This window comes from Nocardia grenadensis NBRC 108939 (assembly GCF_001613445.1).
In the GTDB taxonomy this organism is placed as follows: domain Bacteria; phylum Actinomycetota; class Actinomycetes; order Mycobacteriales; family Mycobacteriaceae; genus Nocardia; species Nocardia grenadensis.
The window spans coordinates 12,121-29,786 of the sequence record NZ_BDCJ01000023.1 but is presented as its reverse complement, the minus strand read 5'-3'; the positions used below and the strand labels follow the sequence as shown (position 1 = coordinate 29,786).

The 17,666-nt window shown below is 66.5% G+C and carries 14 protein-coding genes and 1 pseudogene; 9 read left to right on the top strand and 6 right to left on the bottom strand.

Going from position 1 to position 17,666, the window contains the following annotated elements; translation table 11 throughout:
• Window positions 1-20 precede the first annotated feature (20 nt).
• From dnaN to dnaA, 3 genes are all read right to left on the bottom strand, one after another.
• On the bottom strand, window positions 21-1,196 hold the full coding sequence (gene dnaN, locus NGR01S_RS23515; protein ID WP_063040396.1) for a DNA polymerase III subunit beta: 1,176 nt from the start codon (window positions 1,194-1,196) through the stop codon (window positions 21-23).
• A 1,691-nt stretch (window positions 1,197-2,887) separates the two neighbouring features.
• Window positions 2,888-3,247 (bottom strand): putative glycolipid-binding domain-containing protein, encoded by a 360-nt coding sequence (locus NGR01S_RS23510; protein ID WP_245664730.1) that lies wholly within the window; start codon window positions 3,245-3,247, stop codon window positions 2,888-2,890.
• 532 nt (window positions 3,248-3,779) lie between these two features.
• Window positions 3,780-5,348 (bottom strand): chromosomal replication initiator protein DnaA, encoded by a 1,569-nt coding sequence (gene dnaA / locus NGR01S_RS23505; RefSeq protein ID WP_507762100.1) that lies wholly within the window; start codon window positions 5,346-5,348, stop codon window positions 3,780-3,782.
• Window positions 5,349-6,580: 1,232 nt separating this feature from the next.
• Between dnaA and rpmH the strand changes: the two genes are divergently transcribed.
• The 6 genes from rpmH (at window position 6,581) to rsmG (ending at window position 10,221) form a co-directional block, all read left to right on the top strand.
• Complete coding sequence (rpmH, locus tag NGR01S_RS30485; RefSeq protein WP_058854877.1) at window positions 6,581-6,724, top strand: 50S ribosomal protein L34; 144 nt, start codon at window positions 6,581-6,583, stop codon at window positions 6,722-6,724.
• 105 nt (window positions 6,725-6,829) lie between these two features.
• Complete coding sequence (gene rnpA, locus NGR01S_RS23500; RefSeq protein ID WP_063040392.1) at window positions 6,830-7,231, top strand: ribonuclease P protein component; 402 nt, start codon at window positions 6,830-6,832, stop codon at window positions 7,229-7,231.
• On the top strand, window positions 7,228-7,575 hold the full coding sequence (yidD, locus tag NGR01S_RS23495; protein ID WP_063040390.1) for a membrane protein insertion efficiency factor YidD: 348 nt from the start codon (window positions 7,228-7,230) through the stop codon (window positions 7,573-7,575). Before rnpA ends, yidD begins: the two co-directional genes overlap by 4 nt.
• A 4-nt stretch (window positions 7,576-7,579) precedes the next feature.
• The gene (gene yidC / locus NGR01S_RS23490; RefSeq protein ID WP_063040388.1) at window positions 7,580-8,677 is read left to right on the top strand and encodes a membrane protein insertase YidC; all 1,098 of its coding nucleotides are present in this window, start codon (window positions 7,580-7,582) and stop codon (window positions 8,675-8,677) included.
• A gap of 77 nt (window positions 8,678-8,754) precedes the next feature.
• Window positions 8,755-9,300: a Jag family protein gene (locus NGR01S_RS23485; protein ID WP_063040386.1), complete on the top strand. Its 546-nt coding sequence runs from the start codon at window positions 8,755-8,757 to the stop codon at window positions 9,298-9,300.
• Window positions 9,301-9,474: 174 nt separating this feature from the next.
• Complete coding sequence (gene rsmG / locus NGR01S_RS23480) at window positions 9,475-10,221, top strand: 16S rRNA (guanine(527)-N(7))-methyltransferase RsmG (RefSeq protein WP_174551740.1); 747 nt, start codon at window positions 9,475-9,477, stop codon at window positions 10,219-10,221.
• Window positions 10,222-10,648: 427 nt separating this feature from the next.
• On the opposite strand, the pseudogene NGR01S_RS31175 reads toward rsmG, so the two are convergent.
• A pseudogene (locus NGR01S_RS31175) lies at window positions 10,649-10,903 on the bottom strand (ClpP family protease); the annotation flags it as partial.
• A gap of 2,514 nt (window positions 10,904-13,417) precedes the next feature.
• On the opposite strand from NGR01S_RS31175, the gene NGR01S_RS23470 reads away from it, so the two are divergent.
• Window positions 13,418-14,374, top strand: a complete 957-nt coding sequence (locus NGR01S_RS23470) for a ParA family protein (RefSeq protein ID WP_169811956.1) — start codon at window positions 13,418-13,420, stop codon at window positions 14,372-14,374.
• Between the two features lie 57 nt (window positions 14,375-14,431).
• A complete protein-coding gene (locus NGR01S_RS23465; RefSeq protein WP_063040471.1) occupies window positions 14,432-15,448 on the top strand; it encodes a ParB/RepB/Spo0J family partition protein in 1,017 nt (338 codons plus the stop codon).
• Window positions 15,449-15,541: 93 nt separating this feature from the next.
• Here the strand turns inward: NGR01S_RS23465 and NGR01S_RS31630 are convergent, their stop codons facing one another.
• On the bottom strand, window positions 15,542-15,682 hold the full coding sequence (locus tag NGR01S_RS31630) for a hypothetical protein (protein WP_169811955.1): 141 nt from the start codon (window positions 15,680-15,682) through the stop codon (window positions 15,542-15,544).
• Between NGR01S_RS31630 and NGR01S_RS23460 the strand changes: the two genes are divergently transcribed.
• The gene (locus NGR01S_RS23460; protein ID WP_063040380.1) at window positions 15,666-16,391 is read left to right on the top strand and encodes a hypothetical protein; all 726 of its coding nucleotides are present in this window, start codon (window positions 15,666-15,668) and stop codon (window positions 16,389-16,391) included. The genes NGR01S_RS31630 and NGR01S_RS23460 overlap by 17 nt on opposite strands.
• Before the next feature lie 21 nt (window positions 16,392-16,412).
• Here NGR01S_RS23460 and NGR01S_RS23455 read toward each other — a convergent pair whose 3' ends face one another.
• Window positions 16,413-17,606: an N-acetylmuramoyl-L-alanine amidase gene (locus NGR01S_RS23455; protein WP_063040378.1), complete on the bottom strand. Its 1,194-nt coding sequence runs from the start codon at window positions 17,604-17,606 to the stop codon at window positions 16,413-16,415.
• Between the last annotated feature and the right edge of the window lie 60 nt (window positions 17,607-17,666).

The window sequence follows — 17,666 nt, the reverse complement described above, 5'->3', positions numbered from 1 at the left end:
GTTTCCGAACCCACTCCCGCTCAGCCCGGGAGCCGAACCGGCATCAACAGGTAGATGTAGTCGCTCTCCAGCGCCGGATACGCACCGGAATCGAGCGGCTCCGGCTCCTCCTCGCGGGCGGGCAGCAGCACAGCCGGGCGACTTGGTGTGGTGAACCCGAAGGTGACCCGCTCGGACCGCAGCGCGGACAGGCCGTCGATCAGGTAGCCGGGGTTGAAGGCGATGGTCAGCGGTTCGCCCCGGAAATCGGCCATCAGCCATTCCTCGGCCCGGCCGGCATCGTCGCCACCCGCCGACAACAGCAGACCCTCGCCGGAGAACTCCAGCCGCACCTGGGCGCCGCGTTCGGCCACGAGCGCGACACGTTTGATCGCCTCGGCGAGCGAGGCGACCTCCAGCGTCGCGATCGAGGTGTGCTCCTTGGGGAGCAGCTGACGGAACTTGGGGAATTCGGCGTCCAGCAGCCGGGTGGTGGTCCGGCGACCGCCGTTGACGATGCCCAGCAGCCCGTCGGCGCCCGCTCCGGACCCAAGCGACAGCTGCACCGGCCGATCGGAGGCCCCCAGCGTCTTGGCGGCCTCGGACAGGGTGCGGGCGGGAATGAGCACCGCGGTCTCGATATCGGCGCGCGCGGGCTGCCACTGGATGTGCCGCACCGCGAGCCGGAACCGGTCGGTCGCCGCCAGGACCACCTGCGGTCCCTCGATCTCGACCCGGATACCGGTCAGCATGGGCAGCGTGTCGTCGCGGCCGGCCGCGACGGCCACCTGGCCGACCGCCTCACCGAACACCTCGACCGCCAGTTCCCCGCTCGACTGCGGCACCTCCGGCAATTGGGGATAGTCCTCCACCGGCATGGTCGGCAGCGAGAACTTGGCGCTACCGCACTGGATCAGCACGCGAGTGCCGTCCACGGAAACGTCCACCGGCTTGTTGGCCAGTGCCTTGGTGATATCGGCCAGCAGTTTGCCCGAGACCAGGACGCGCCCGGGACCGGCGACCTCGGCGGCGACCCGCATCTGCGCGGAGACCTCGTAGTCGAACCCGGAGACGGTCAGGCCGTCCTCGTCCACGACCAGCAGGACTCCGCCGAGTACCGGGACCGGCGGGCGGGACGGCAGACTGCGCGCCACCCAGGCGACCGACTCCGCGAAATCCTCACGCGCGACCCGAAACTTCATGCCTGCAAGGTCCATCGCCCGAGGTGTCCTCTCCCGTTCAGTGTGGATCGACGGCTGTGCTGCCCCCGTGTATCCCGCTGCGCCGACTCCGCCACCGGCGCGGGGCACGGCGGTCGATGCGGCGGCCGGAAAACCGGACCGGCCGCCCCAGGAGTCTGGCACAAGCGGCCGACATCAGACCGTACCCCGTTCAGAGCTGCGCGGTCGGCTGCCCCTCCGACTGGAGGATACGTCCTCCGGCGGTGCCCGGGCCAGGCCGGGCGGGCGAATCGAATCGAATCGCCGCTGCCTGGGCGGATCAGTTGTGTACCGGTGTGGATGAACCGCGGAGGCGGCCGCTGTGGATCATCCGGGCGCGATGGCCGATATTCGCGCTCCCCCGTGGCGTGGCCGTATCCACAGTCGTCCCACGGTAGCGGTGTGGACAGATCCGGAGCGAGTGACCTCGAGCAATTGCCGGCGCCCGACTTCTCGTCGTCCGGGCGGCGCCTGCCCTCCCCCTCGGTGTGGCATGGAGGCCGGAAACCCGGACGTGCGACCGGTCGTGAGTACGGGATTCCGTCTCTTCGGACAGTGGCCCGGGTGGCGCGGGCCGGGCGGTTGCGCGAGCGCCGGAGAACGGTGCTGTGAGCGCCGCGGCGCGCGAACAGGGGACGGCCCGGCTCCTCGACGCCGAACAGATGAGAGATCTGTGCGCAGTGGGAGAGCCGTATGCGGCCCGCGATCGCTTCGTTCCCCCGGAGCCTCCCCTACCCTCCTTGTCTCCCTCCGGGCGCTGTCGGGCGGTGCGGTCCGCTCGAGACTTGTCCACACAGCCTGTTTTGAAGAGAAATTTTCTAGATGAAGAACAGGAGTAGTAATAGGCCCTGTGGAAACTGTGGATTCGGCTTGTTTTCGCAGTTCACACCGCGTGTCGGCCTGTGGATGGCCAGGGGATAACTCGAGGATGAATCGAGGGCGGCTGTGGACAGGTTTTGTTGTCCACACCGCGTCCACAGCTCGTCCCCAACTTGGTCCCCAGATTCTCGCCAGTTGTGCACACTGTGCATGGATCCGTGGACAACCTGTGGATTCCTCGAGGAATCCACAGGTTGTCCCCAACCCTCTGACCGGAACATCGCTGTTCAGTAGCTGTGGACGAAATCGCCTGTGGAAACTGTGGATAAACAGCATGTGGACAACTTGCCCCCAGCACCCCACCGATCCTGTGGATGGACCGGTGGACAACCTGGGGAATCCACAGGTGTGGATACCGCGAACCCGCAGTTCAGGGCTCCCACAGGCTGTTAGCGACACACCTGTGGATGTTTCCGACACGCCGACGCCGGTCGAAGCGGGGTAGAGCAGCGGGAAAACGGGTGATTCGTCGGGCCCGCCAAGCGGATTGCGGCGGAACAACTTACGATTCCGGCCCGCCCGTCCGATGCTTCGGGCCGGGCGAGTGGCTCGAAGCCTGCGTCCGATGGATCCCCCGCCCGGCGAGCGCGATCGGATCGGTGGGCGAGATGATCCTCGTCCGACTCTTCCCTGCGGGCAGGCGGCTCGGCATCGGGCCGTTCGGGCGCCACGGCATGCACGAGCGCCTGTCGCAGAAGGAAAGCAGTGGTGAGGGTTTCGATGTGGCAGGCACTCTCCCCCCGGGAGCGGCGACAACCGGGACCGGCCCACACGGGTCCAAAGCAGCCCGCACGGGGAGATAGGATCGCTCAGACGACGCGGGTGGCGATTCCCGGATAGCTCAGCACGAGGCCCGACGTGTCGTAGGTCAAGCGGCAGGCGAAATCGAATGCGGGCGCAGAGTAGTCGTAGCGTTGCCGGGTGCCGTGGTCGGCGGTGCGCCGGTACTCCTGCTCCAGGCGTCCGACAGGAAGATCGATCGCGCGGACATAGACCGTGGGCGCCACGGCGCGACCACCCACGGGCAGTCCCAGGCGGTGCACGGGCAGCGTATTGGTGAGCGCCGGCGATTCCAGGTCCACGTCGAGGCAACCGTCCGGATCCGGCACCGCCGTACCGTCGATCAGCCACCGTCCGGCGCCGTCCGACTCGATCAGCACCGTATGCACCCCGGTCGGTGATCGGCTGATGATGCGGGCGGTACGGGTCGCCCAGCCCGCATCGACAGTGTTTCGTAGCGTACGAACCAGGTCTGATAGTCCTCGACCGCGGTGGTGCAGCCGTCCAGGCGATGGCCGTCGTTATCCCGGCTCAAATAGACGACCGCGAAGCCAGGCCGGGCATCCCGATGCGACCACGCCGCGGTCGCCGGTAGTTCGGCGAACGACATCCCTGCCCCTCTCCCGAACCGTCGGCTGCCCACCGGTTCGGTTCCACGCTCGGATCCCGGGTCGTCCCGGCCTCCACGTCGCTACCGCTGCGTCCGACTGCCGGTTCGCATAGGACCGCCGCCCACACGAACAGGCCCACTCCGAGCCGGCGGCGAGCGCCCGGACCCGGGCGCCGTACTCGCGCCAGGCGATCTGCGGGTGCCGCCGACGGTGCTGCCGGCGTGGGCACCGCGACTGGCTACCGGGCGGAGACACCTGCCCCGACCGAAGCCCGTGCGGCCCGCCGCCGGCCGCGACGGGTGGGCGACGGTCAGCGGGAGCGCTGTTTGATCCGTGCGGTGAGTTCCTGGACCTGGTCGTACACCCGGCGTCGCTCCGACATCTCCTTGCGGACCTTCTTCTCCGCGTACATGACCGTCGTATGGTCGCGCCCGAACGCCTGACCGATTTTGGGCAGCGACAGATCGGTGAGTTCCCGGCAGAGATACATCGCGATCTGCCGGGCCTGGGCGAGCGGCCGGGCCTTACCCGGGCCGGTGAGTTCGTCCATCGAGGTATTGAAGTACTCGGCTGTGACGCCCATGATCGTGGACGCGGTGATCTCCACATCCTGTGATTCGGGCATCAGATCGCGCAGCACCACCTCGGCCACCGATTGATCCAGCGGCTGCCCGTTCAACGACGCGAAAGCGGTCACCCGGATCAGTGCGCCCTCGAGCTCGCGGATATTGCGTTCCACCCGGCTCGCGATGAGTTCTAGAACATCGTGCGGCACATCGAGGCGGTCCATGCGCGCCTTCTTACGCAGAATGGCGATCCGCGTCTCCAGTTCAGGCGGCTGCACATCGGTGATCAGACCCCACTCGAAGCGGGTGCGCAGCCGCTCCTCCAGCGTGGCCAGCTGTTTGGGTGGCCGGTCCGAGGAGACCACGATCTGCTTGTTCGCGTTGTGCAGGGTGTTGAAGGTGTGGAAGAACTCCTCCTGGATACCTTCTTTGCCCTCGATGAACTGGATATCGTCGACCAGCAGGATGTCGGTCTCCCGGTAGCGGCGCTTGAAAGCCACTTTCCGGTCGTCGCGCAGGCTGTTGATGAAGTCGTTGGTGAATTCCTCGGTGGAGACGTATTTGACCCGCATCCCGGGGAAGAGCCGCTGGGCGTAGTGGCCGGCGGCATGCAGCAGGTGAGTTTTACCGAGCCCCGACGCACCCCAGACGAACAGTGGGTTGTAGGCGCGGGCCGGGGCTTCGGCGATGGCGACAGCCGCGGCGTGCGCGAAGCGGTTGGACGCGCCGATGACGAACGTTTCGAAGGTGTACTTCGCGTTCAGGCTGGCCGCCGGTTTCGCCGTATCCCCGGCACCCGAGGATTTCGCGAAGAAGGTCGGCCAGGAGTCCCGGACGTTCACCACCTTCTCGTCCTCGAGGTGCACATCGGGTTCCGGATCGACCCCCGGGTCACGGACGCTTTCGCGCAGGCTGTCGCGATCGGTATCGCGGACCTCGTCCCGCGGCGCGAGATCACCGGGGGCGAGGTCGGGCGTGAACAGAGTTTCCTGGGCGGGCCGGGCGGCACGTCGCGGCGGCAGAAGCGGATCCAGTTCGGGTCCGCCGTCCCGGGCCGATGGCGCACCGCGCTCCCGGCCGTTGGTCACCGGATCGCCGATATCGCCCCGGCTGCCCGCGTAGGGGTCCAGGTATTCCGCGGGTGGATACTCCCGGTCCCGTTCGTAACCGGTGTCCCGCGAATATTCCGCGGCCGGTGTGTACTCGCGGGGGTAGGACCGTGGTGCCGGGTAGGCGTCCCGGATCGGGTCCTCGATATCGCGGGGTAGCGCCGGATCGGAAGGAAAGCCTCCGGCGTGCGGTAGCTCGGGCAGGGTCGACCGGCGCGGCGCCTCCGCGAGCGGGTCGGTCGGGCGCGGCAGCGTGGGGTTGTGGGGCAGTTCACCGGTCAGCGGCAGTTCGGCCTCATGGGAGAAGCCCCGCCCGGGGAAACGCGGCTCACCGGGGATCTCCGCGGGATGCGGGAATCCGGGATCCGGTGGGTATCCGCGACCCGGGTACTCAGCGCCCTCGGGTTCGCGCACGGCCTCGGCCGGCCATGAGGTCTCGACCGGTCCGGCCGCGGGAAATGTGGACGGTGCCGGTCGGGAACGGCCGTTGCCGAAATGGTCGGGCCGGGGAGCCGGCTCCGGGCGACTGGTCATCCGCGCGTGCCGGGCCGGACCGTTGTCGGATCCGGTGGGCAGGGGCGCGGCTATCCGGACCCCGAGACCTTCCACCTGCGGGCCGAGCCGGCGGCCGAGCGACCGGAGAATGGGTTCACGCAGGTCACGTTCGATGGCCTCCTGAGCGAGTGAGGAAGGAACCGAGAGCAGCGCGAAGCCCTGGACGACCATCAAAGGTTTGACCAGTTTGAGCCAGGCCTGCTGAGCTCGGGTCACCGCGCCGATGGCGCCGTCGGGCGAACCGGTGGTCAACTCCGCGACCACCTCCGGCCACACGGTGGCCAGTACGTTCTGCTCGTCGTCCATCCAGTGTCCTCCCCGGGAGTCGGTTGCTCGGCGCAGACGTCCGGGGCTCGCGGTGCGTCCACTGTACTGGTTCGGCCCAGTGACACCGCATACGTCCGCACCACCGATCTGCCGTATCCCGTGGATACGATGCCCGGGGACGCTGCCCGGAATCCCCGCTCTTCCGGCTGCGGCGTGGCACCTTCGGCCCTACGAATATGCCATTCACAGGGTATTTCCACACAATTATCCACAGCTGGGGACAATCTCAGCGGACCACCGCCCGCGGTCCCGCGCTGTGCGCGGGTCGGCGGTGAGCACCCGATCTGCACCCCTGTGTGCCTACCTACGATCGCACGGTGTGCCACGCCGCCGCGGGCCGGGTGGCCGGATCGCCGGATGCCCGGCCGGAGCGCCACGGCGGGGGCGAGTTTGACCCGGTAGAACTGGGTAAGTACCCTCGTACAGTCACCCCCCGGCGTGGTGATTGTTCTGTGCTGACCGTTCGCCAGGACCACGGTGCCGGGTAGACATCGCCAGAATCACCGAAAGCTTCGGGTGCCGCAGGGCGCCCACCAATTCGAGGAGTGTTGACCGTGGCCAAGGGCAAGCGGACGTTCCAGCCGAACAACCGTCGTCGGGCGCGCGTCCACGGTTTCCGTCTCCGGATGCGGACCCGTGCGGGCCGCGCTATCGTTTCCGCGCGCCGTCGTAAGGGCCGCGGCACACTCACCGCCTGATTCCCTGTCGAATTCGGTGTCCGATGCCGGGTCCGCCGAACCCCGTAGCCAACGCCGCCGGTAACTATGCCGCCGCGGCGGCTTCGACTAACCTCGGGCGTCCCGGTGCTTCCTGAGCCGCACCGGCTGCACCACCGTGCCGATTTCTCCCGAACGGTACGGCGCGGCAGACGAACGGGAAATCGCGATCTGGTCGTCCATGTGCTGGCCGACCAGGGGGGCCCGGCAGTGCACCACACGCCGGTCCGTTTCGGCGGTCCGCGATTCGGGCTGATCGTCAGCAAGGCGGTGGGCAACGCGGTCGTACGACACCGCACGGCCCGCCGCCTGCGTCATATCTGTGCAGAACTGACCGCCGACATCCCCGCCGAGGTGGATATCGTGATCCGCGCACTTCCCGGCGCCGCGACCGCCGGCAGCGATGAGCTGAGCCGTCAGCTGCGCAGCGGGTTGCGCAAGCTCGGCGTCCTATCGGCCGTAACGGCCGGGCGGGGTACGTCACGATGAGCGCACTGGGTGCGTACGCGGCGACCGTCCGCCGGTGGCCCGCGAATATTCTGATCTTCTCGATCGAGCTGTACCGGACCTATGTCTCCCCCACTCGCATGCCGGTGTGCCGGTTCACCCCCACCTGTAGCGAGTACGCGGTCACCGCACTGCGCACCCGCGGGCTGGTGATCGGTCTCGGATTGACGGCCGTGCGACTGGCCAAATGTGCCCCCTGGCACCCTGGTGGGTGGGATCCCGTACCGGAGCGGCGGCGCAACGTCGGCCACGACGATCCGCGGACCGAAGCTTGTAAGGGATCACCGCACGCGGTGATCGGTGACACTACCGACGGGAGTGCATAGAGCCGTGCTCGATTTCATCTACTATCCGGTGTCCTGGATCCTCTGGTTCTGGCACCGGGTCTTCGGCTTCGCCTTCGGGGCGGACAACGGCCTTTCCTGGGCTCTGTCCGTGGTGTTCCTCGTCTTCACGCTGCGTTTGGTGCTCTACAGGCCGTTCGTGAGACAGGTTCGTACCACCAAGCAGATGCAGGAACTGCAGCCGCAGATCAAAGAGCTGCAGAAGAAGTACAAGAACGATCGCCAGAAGATGGCGCTGGAGATGCAGAAGCTCCAGAAGGACCACGGCTTCAACCCGCTCATGGGCTGCCTGCCGATCCTGGCTCAGGTTCCGGTGTTCCTCGGTCTGTTCCATGTGCTGCGTTCGTTCAACCGGACCGGTCACGGCTTCGGGCAGCTCGGGATGGACCCGTACACCAACGCCCACACTCCGAACTACGTCTTCAACGCCGACGATGTGCAGTCCTTCCTGAGCGCCCGTATCTTCGGCGCGCCGATCTCGGCATTCATCACCGCGCCGGCCGACGAGTTGCTGGCCTTCGCCGATTACGGCGGTATCCCGAGCAAGGTGAGCATCGCGGCGGTCGCGATCCCGCTGATGATCATCGCCGCGATAGCCACCCACTTCAATGCGCGCGCCTCGGTGGCCCGCCAGAGCGCCGAAGCCGCGGCCAACCCGCAGGCCGCGCTGATGAACAAGCTGGCGCTGTGGGTGTTCCCGTTCGGTGTGCTCGTCGGTGGTCCCTTCCTACCGATCGCCATCCTCCTCTACTGGGTCTCCAATAACATCTGGACCTACGGCCAGCAGCACCTCGTCTTCGGCCGTATGGCCAAAGAAGAAGAAGCCAAGCGTCAGGCCAAAGCAGCGAAACAGGCAGAAAACGCACCCAAGCCCGGCGCGAAGCCCGTCGATACCAAGAAGAAGCCGGTGAAGGCCGGTGGCGAGACGGAGTCCGATTCGGCGGAGGCCGGCAATGCGGAAACGAACGGTTCGGCGGCGAAGCCGACCGCCAAGTCGGGCGGTAAACAATCGGGCCAGCGGCGGTCGAGCGGTCAGAAGCGACCGGGTAACCGCGGCCGGGCCAATCAGAAGCGTCGGCGCTGAGCCACTCCCCCAGACCCCTTGTGATCGTGATCCCGGCCGGGGCAGGCCGGGATCCGGCGAGCAGATAAAGGAAACACATGACTCTCGAGACCGAAGGTGGAGACGCCACCGTATCCACGACCGTCGTGGAGACCGAGTCCGACGACGCGGTGAGTGAGGCCGAGGAGGCGCTCATCGAAGAGGGTGAGATCGCCGCCGACTACCTCGAGCAGCTGCTCGACGTGCTCGACTTCGACGGTGATATCGATCTCGACGTCGAAGGCGACCGCGCGGTGGTGAGTATCGACGGTGGTAAAGATCTGACGAAACTGGTCGGCCACAGCGGCGAGGTGCTCGACGCACTTCAGGAACTCACCCGGCTCGCGGTACAGCAGTCGACCGGTATCCGCAGTCGGTTGATGCTCGATGTGGCGGGCTGGCGCGCCAAGCGCCGCACGGACCTCAGCGCGCTCGGCGCCGCGGCCGCGCAGCGTGTGCTGCAAACCGGCGCCCCCGAAGAGCTCGCCCCGATGACGCCGTTCGAGCGCAAGATCGTGCACGATGCCGTCGCCTCGATCGAGGGTGTCGCGAGTGAGAGCGAAGGCGCCGAGCCGAACCGTCGAGTGGTTGTCGTACCGGAGTGAGACCGCGGCCCGTGCGGTAGCCGGGTGCCGAGTGGTCGGGTGAGGCCCGGGTCCGTGGACCCGGGCCTCACCTGTATCCGATATCCCTCCCTCGTCGCTGCGTCGCGACAACTACGGTTGAGGGCCGGTAGAGAATATTTCATGACAGGCGAGTCGACACGACCACACAGAAGGGTGTTTCACGTGAAACCAGATCTCGGCGATTCGGAGGCCGGACCACCGGAATCGCTGCCGCCGGCCGAAGCGGAGACCGTCTTCGGTGCCCGGCTGGAGTTGGCACGTGACTACTGGACCGCACTCGCTACCGCCGGAGTGGAGCGCGGATTGATCGGACCGCGGGAGGTGCCGCGCCTATGGGAGCGGCATATTCTCAACTGTGCGGTCATCGGCGAACTCATCGGCGAGGGCGCATCGGTGGTCGATATCGGCAGCGGCGCGGGCCTGCCTGGAATCCCCCTCGCATTGGCCCGTCCGGACCTCCGCATCGTCCTCGTGGAACCGCTCCTCCGCCGCACCGTCTTCTTGAAGGAATTCATAGACGCGGCCGGTCTAGCCATCACCGTGGTGCGCGGCCGGGCCGAACAGCCCGGTGTCATCCAAGAGGCGGGTGGCGCGGATGTCGTCACTTCCCGTGCGGTCGCTCCCCTGGCGCGGCTGGCCGAATGGTCGATTCCGCTGCTCCGCGAGCACGGCCATATGCTCGCCCTCAAAGGATCCAGCGTCGCCGAGGAGTTGGCGCGTGACCGGGCCGCGGTGGAGCGGGCCGGTGCCGGGAATTTCTCCGTTCTGGAATGCGGCGCCCAGATCCTCGCCACCTCCACCATGGTTCTGTCGGCGGAACGGCTGCGCCGCTCGGAGCGCGCGCCGAAGAAGTCGATCAAGCGGGCCGTGCGGGCGGACCGCCGAGTCGGCCGGAAGTAGGGGCGGACTCGTCACGGTTCGGCCGGCGGGCGCATGTTTCACGGGAAACGTTCGCCCGCCGGCGGCCTTGGGGTCGGCGACCCTCTGTCCCGGAGTCCCGGAGTCCCGGAGTCCCGGAGTCCCGGAGTCCCGGAGTCCCGGAGTCCCGGAGTCCCGGAGTCCCGGAGTCCCGGAGTCCCGGAGTCCCGGAGTCCCGGAGTCCCGGAGTCCCGGAGTCCCGGAGTCCCGGAGTCCCGGAGTCCCGGAGTCCCGGAGTCCCGGAGTCCCGGAGTCGTCGTGTATCTGCTCGGTGAGCTTGCGGGGTGCGCCCGCAGATCCTGGTTGCGTGATCGCAGACCTGATCGTGTGACGCACGGCTCGGAGCGGACCAGCCATCGCGGCGGTCGGTCTGCTGAGTCCTATCGACCACGGTCGCCGCGGTCGCCGCTCACCGGGCGGGAGCCGGAGCCGGATTCCGCGGCGTCAGCATCGAATCGACCAGCCCGTAGTCGACCGCGGCCGCCGCGGTGAACACCCGGTCGCGGTCGGTGTCGTGCCGTAGTTGCTCCGGGGTGCGCCCGGTGTGCCGGGACAGGATCGTTTCGATCTCCGCCCGCATACGCACGAGTTCGTCGGCTTGCAGGATGAGGTCGGGAATCGCTCCCTGGCCGCGGGCCGCGGGCTGGTGCAGCACCACCCGTGCGGGAGCATCGCCGCTCGGCGACACAACCCGCCCGCAGGACCTCGGTGCCGGCGCCCAGCGCGGCGACCGGCTTCGCGTGCTTGTAGCGGGCGCTTCTCGGTATCCGGCTATCGGCCGAGTAGTTCTTCCCATATGTTCCGGCGCCGCTTCAAAGGCTGCGGAGCGGGGCGCTAACTCTGTGATCGGTCGGGGTAGATGGGAGCCGGGCCCAATGTTCCGCCTGTTGAGCAGCCGGGCTGCCCGGCAGTGCCGCCGAACGCCCGCGCTCGAGATTCACGTGAAACGGTTGGATGGACCGGCTCGTCTGCTGCGGTACGCGAGCGCGATTCATTGGTATCGCGGACTTGCCCGCCGGAGTCGGTAGGAAGATTCGACGGTGCTGTCCAGGGTTGCGCGTCGGTGCACAAGCATGCGAGATCATCCTGGGAATCCACACGAGATGAGTTTCCGAACAGGTGAGAGGTACGGCGGGTCGGGGCGATCGGCACAGCTACCGCCTGCGCCACCGAGGGGGGTTCGCCTCAGGTTCTATCTCGGTCCGCTCCCCTGCTGTCGGGATCGGTCTCCCGTCCGGGTGCGCATCGGCGCCTGTCCGGTGCGGAATATTGTTTCCTTCCTCGGCGCGCATGGCGGATCCGTTCGGCGGATGCCGCACGCTGTGAGCTGCTTCTCCGTCGGGCGCGCACCAAGTCCTGCTCCGCCGCGCACCGGTCCGCCCCCGGGTATGCACCGCTCCCCTCTGGCTCGGCTTCGTGAGCTGACGTGAGGGCGACGCGTAGGCATCGAAGTGGCTGCCCGGCGTGAACCTCGGATGCGGTTGGTTCGGTTGTAGTCCGATGGGTGGGCTGGGGGGCCGGCCTCTGGTTGGCCGCGGAGCACCGGCCGCGAGTCTCTCAGCCGGTGTGGATACGCGAGGCATGCTCGAATTCGTGTCGACGCGAAGTCGAACGGCACCTACACGGCATTCGACGGTGGTTGATATGCCGCCGGAACCCAGCACTCCGAGGTCGGAAACTCGAGTTGCTGCGCTCGACGTGAATGGTGGTTTCGGGTGGAACGTCGCAGCGGATTGTCGGGGTCGGTCGACGCAGGTGGCCGGCGTGCTCCTTCGGCCAACGTCTTTGTGGCCGGGGCGATGGTTTCCTCGGGGTTGGACGGCCATGTGTCGGTCCGGCCGAACACGGCATCGGACAGTGAGGCAGCGCCGATCGGCGCCCGCGTGGGGTCGGTACCGCGAACTCAGTGCGTCGGGCGGGCGGCTACGACGGCTCCCAGCGCACCCGCCGCTATCCAAGCGACCTCGACAAACATCACCGCCGCGACCGCCCGTGATTTGTGATCAACGCGTCGTCCCAGCGCGATTACTCGAAGATTGGGTCGGCTGTCCGGGAGAATCACTGCCGGGCACGGGCCGCCGCGTGGTTGATGAGGGTGGCCGGCTGAGGGCGCGGCCATTCAGTCTGGTGCTGGAAGCGCCGGCCGGAAAATGGAATGATCCCGCTGCGCGGGGTGGGCCGGGGCAACAGCAGATAGTCGGTCGTCTGCGCCACGATGTGCATGCGGTATGGGGCAAGGAGATGAAGTCGAGACGATGCGCTGGTTCGAAAGCTGCCATCCCGGCGGTCCATAACTCTCCTGCGTAGTTGTCCAAGGAGGGGCGGCCCCAATCGGCGGCGGTTCGTAATCACAGAGCGGACGACTGGTGAGGTAGGGCAACCAGCCGTAAGTGTTGCAGGGTGCGCGGCCGGTTCTTTTGCGGATGCGGGTAGCGCGGAGGCGGTACTCGATGGGGGCGCGCTCTCTGAGCCCGGCCGCGGGTGTATGTCGACCTACCCGACCGAACCGTCACTGTGACAACAGTGTTGGCTATCGATTGCTCGTAGCAGAGATTTCACTCGACATGCTGACCGCCGAGGCGGGTCGTCCATCGCCCTCTGGTCGCTCTCCGTAAGGTCGGAAATGGAGGCACGCGGAAGTTGTGCCGACGGGGATGGAAGGAAGCGGTCGAGGTTCCCGGACCTGGTTTCCTCCGGCACTTTCAGGCATGGATGAGTTGCGTGGTCGATGTTTCCCGTGAAACATCGCGCTCCAGCTCGTCGCCGACCGTCGTTCTGCCTCGGAATGCGGAAAGTTGTGCGTGTCGTGAGCGCGTCGCCGCGATTCAGCTTTCTTATCGCGCCTGCGGCTGGCAAGCTATTGAGCGTCGGGCGTGAGCGTCGGTGCCACGTAGGAATCTTGGTGTTGCAGCGGCGAAAGCTCCGCTCGGTCGACTGGCGACTGAGTGTCAGCGTCAGAGGAGGTAGCTTCGCGTGATCATGGATCGTAGCGAAGCTGTCCGGTCCTCGCGTAGATGCCGAGTCGTCGTCGTGGAGCATGATTCGAACCAGTACGGCTTGTTTCGACGACACGGCGCCGGCGTCCGTCAGGCCACGTGACTTGCAGTTCTCGCGTTAGGAGCGGTCTATGTCGAACGGTTCAGCGAATGTTTCACGGGAAACATCACGCGTACCGGGAATGCTGGATAACAGCAATATCGGCCCGGAAGCCTTCGGGAGTACGCCGTACGGGCACATCTCCCCCACCGAGACGCCGATCGCTGCCGAGGCGCACCGCGCGAGCCAGCTAATGCACCCAGGAAAGGTGACAGTGCCGAAACCGCATGAGCAACGCATCATCACCGTGGCCAACCAAAAGGGCGGGGTGGGTAAGACCACGACGACGGTGAATCTGGCCGCAGCTCTGGCGCACCATGGGATGAAGGTGCTCGTAATCGATCTCGATCCGCAGGGCAACGCCAGTACCGCACTGGGGGTCGAGCATCAGTCGGGTACCCCGTCCACGTACGAACTACTGATCGGCGAGATCAAGGTTCAGGACGCGATTCAGCAGAGCCCGCACAACGATAATCTTCTCTGCATTCCGGCGACGATCGATTTGGCCGGAGCAGAGATCGAACTGGTCTCCATGGTGGCTCGGGAAGCCCGGCTCAAGGGAGCCATCCAGGAAGCCAATATCGCCGGCTACGACATCGACTACGTCCTGATCGATTGCCCGCCTTCGCTGGGTCTGCTGACCATCAATGCGATGGTCGCGGCGCGCGAGGTCTTGATCCCGATCCAGTGCGAGTACTACGCGCTGGAAGGTGTGGGTCAGTTGATTCGGAATATCGGCCTGGTGCAGTCGCATCTCAACCCCGACCTCCATGTATCGACGGTGGTGCTCACGATGTACGACGGGCGCACCAAGCTGGCGGACCAGGTCGCCGAGGAGGTGCGCAGCCACTTCGGCGATGTGGTGCTGCGCTCGGTGATCCCGCGCAGTGTCAAGGTCTCCGAGGCGCCCGGGTACGGAATGACGGTTCTGGATTATGATCCGGGCTCCCGCGGCGCCTTGAGCTATCTGGATGCCGGCCGGGAGCTCGCCGCACGCGGTGCGGTGAAGTACGCCGCGGCGGCGGATGGCGCGGAGTGAATGGATCGAGTGTGATCGGGCGTGATTGTGGACGCGGGCAAGGGAAAGGGTAGGCCGGTGAGTCAGTCGAAAAAGGGTGGGCTGGGACGCGGTCTGGCGGCATTGATCCCGACGGGACCGACGCCTGTCGCGGCGGGTCTGGGGACCGAGGCGGCCAATGCGGTGATCGGGCTGGATCCCGGGCCCCGCCCGGCATCCACCTATCTTCATCAGGTGCCGGAACCCGTGGAGATTCCGGAGCTGGCTTCGGCCGGTGACGCGGTGTATCGAGAGATAGCACCGGACAAGATCGAGGCGAATCCCAAGCAGCCGCGTCAGTATTTCGACGACGAGGCCCTCGCGGAGCTTGTCCATTCGGTCCGGGAATTCGGGCTGATGCAGCCGATCGTGGTCCGAGAGATCGAATCGGGCAGCGGCCGCTATCAGCTCATCATGGGTGAGCGGCGCTGGCGGGCCTGCCAGCAGGCCGGCCTGGAAACGATCCCGGCCATTGTCCGTGAGACCAACGACGACGCCATGCTCCGGGACGCGCTGCTGGAGAATATCCACCGCGTTCAGCTGAACCCGCTCGAAGAGGCAGCGGCCTATCAGCAGCTGCTCGAAGAGTTCGGGGTCACCCAGGAGGAACTGGCCACCCGGCTCGGCCGGTCCCGGCCGGTGGTGACCAATATGATCCGGCTGCTGAAGCTACCGATTCCGGTGCAGCGCCGGGTCGCGGCCGGCGTGCTCTCCGCTGGGCATGCGCGCGCGTTGCTCGGTCTCGAGGGTGGCGCCGACGCCCAGGAAGTGCTCGCGGCCCGGATCGTCGCCGAGGGGCTATCGGTGCGTTCCACCGAGGAAGCGGTGAAGCTGGCGAACCGAGATGAGGAGCCGCCCAAACCTCCGGCGCCGAAGCGGCCACCGATCCACTCCCCTGGACTACAGGATGTAGCCGACCGCCTATCGACATCGTTCGATACCAAGGTGTCGGTGAGCCTCGGTAAACGAAAAGGCAAGATCGTGGTCGAGTTCGGATCGGTGGATGATCTGGAACGGATTGTCGAGCTGATGATGCAGTCGGCACTCGAAAACTGAAATTTCGCCGTGTTGCCCGCGCGACCTCTCTCTCGGCGCTGAAACGTCACTGTGACAGTGTTTGGCATTGGGGTCAGAGCGGGGCTACGGGAATCAATCGAAGATCACGGTGACGCGAAATGAGGCGGGTTCGCTTGATCGCATATTCTGGCTGTCGAGAAAACCATGATGCGGCGTGAGCGTAGACGAATCGGATAGCTGGAGGCTGAGCAGAGCGGTGTCGACCAGCGTCACAGGACTAACCCTGGAGAGCATCAGCCGGCTACCGGCTCATGCCCGCCGCTGTGTGTTCTGGGAAATGGATCCCGCGGTGGCCGCGGACTCGCGTGGATTCAGTGATCCGGTCTTCGAGAAGGAAGCCTGGATTTCGACGGTCATGCTCGAATGGGGTTCCTGCGGCCAATTGGCGACCGTCGACGACAAGACCGTCGGCTGTGCCCTCTACGCGCCGCCCCGGGTCGTTCCGCGTGCCGCCCTCTTCCCCACCTCCCCCGTGAGTCCCGACGCGGTACTCCTCACCACCCTCGGTACGGAGTACCCCGACCTGGATGGCGATATCGCCTACCGCCTGGTGCAGGGCGTGGTCACCGACCTCGTCCGACGCGGCGTGCGCGCCCTGGAGGCATTCGGTATCCGCGGCGCCCCCTCGAGCACCGCCCTGTCCGACCGGCCCACCGGGACCATGCGCCTGATGGAACGGATCGGCGCCCCCGATCGCGGTACACGAGGATCCAGCCTGGACTGCAGTCCGCAGAACTGCATGATCGAATCCGACTTCCTGGAGGAGGTCGGATTCGAGGTGGTGGCGCCGCACCATCGTTTCCCGCGCTTGCGGCTCGAACTCGACTCCGACCACGGCTGGAAGGAAGATGTCGAGCACGCCCTCGATCAGCTGCTGGCCGCCGCGTCGATGACCGTGCCGACCCGGGTCCTCACGCTGTAGAACCGCCGGCCGGGGAACTCGCTATCCGCTGTCGGCGGCGGCGAGTTCTTCGGCCAGCAGCTCGGCGAAAGTGTATGTGCCGGTCGGCTGATCGTCCTGCCCGAGCAGGTACAGGCGCTTCACCGAAATCAGGATCGCCTCCGCGATGACATCGCGCATCCGGGGACTTGCCAGCACCGAGGCGTCGTACTGGTTGGTGACATAGCCGAGGTCGACCTGAACGGTCGGCATCTTGGTCAGGCGCAGCAGATCCCAGGTACGCGGATGCGTGCGGCAATCCTGTAATGACGTACGGGCCACCACCTCGCGCTGGATGAACCCGGCCAGGACCTGTCCGATCATGGAGACCGACCCGTGTGAATTACCGAAGTAGAAACCGGCGACGCCGTTGGCCATGGGGCTGGAATTGGACGCGCACCGCAGCGAGATCATCAGATCCGCGTCGAAGGCGTTGGAGGTTTCCGCGCGTTCCACATCGGTCGGATTGCTCCCCCACGGGCGAGACAGGAAGGTTTCCATCCCGGTGGCCGCCATCCGGCCCTCCAGCCGGCTCGCGAGATCCCACAGGACCTCCGATTCGTATACATCGCCGAATTCGGTGGGCACGGCCCGGCCGCGGTCGTCTCCACCCAGGCCCGGGTCGATGACGATGCGCTTACCGGTGAGCTGGGGCCCCGCCCGGTGCACCACTTCTTCCTCGGCGATCCGGTGCGGATTACCACCGGTGACCCGGGCGCCGAGCAGTTCCAGCGAACGCAGCGTGTCCGGACCGCAGATACCGTCGGCCGACAGGCCGATCTCGCGCTGGAACGAGGTCAGTCCCTCGTGGGTGTGCGGACCGAAGAACCCGTCCACCCGGTGCACATAGAATCCGAGATCCTGCAGCCGACGCTGCAGTGTCGCCACGTCGTCGCCGTAAAGCGGTGCGGAGAGCTGGTAGATCAGGGTGCGGGCGCCCAGCCGATACGACGCCTCTTTCAACGCACGGTAGGTGGCCGGACCGATGACGCCGTCGACCAGCAGTCCGCGGTGCTGCTGGAACGCACGCACCGCGGAATCGAGCTGGTAATCGAAGGTGGCTTCGGTGTCTTTCCAGTATTCGCCCGCGCTATCGGTGTCCACGCCGTTGTGCGCGTGCAGGAACCCCAGACTTGCCAGGGTGCTCCGAACCTCTGCTACGGCTGGACCGGTGTCGCCGTGACGAAGTCGGTGCATGCGTGAGGGCCCTTCCTTTCGTCAATCCCGGGTACCCACTCATGCGACGGCCTACACCCT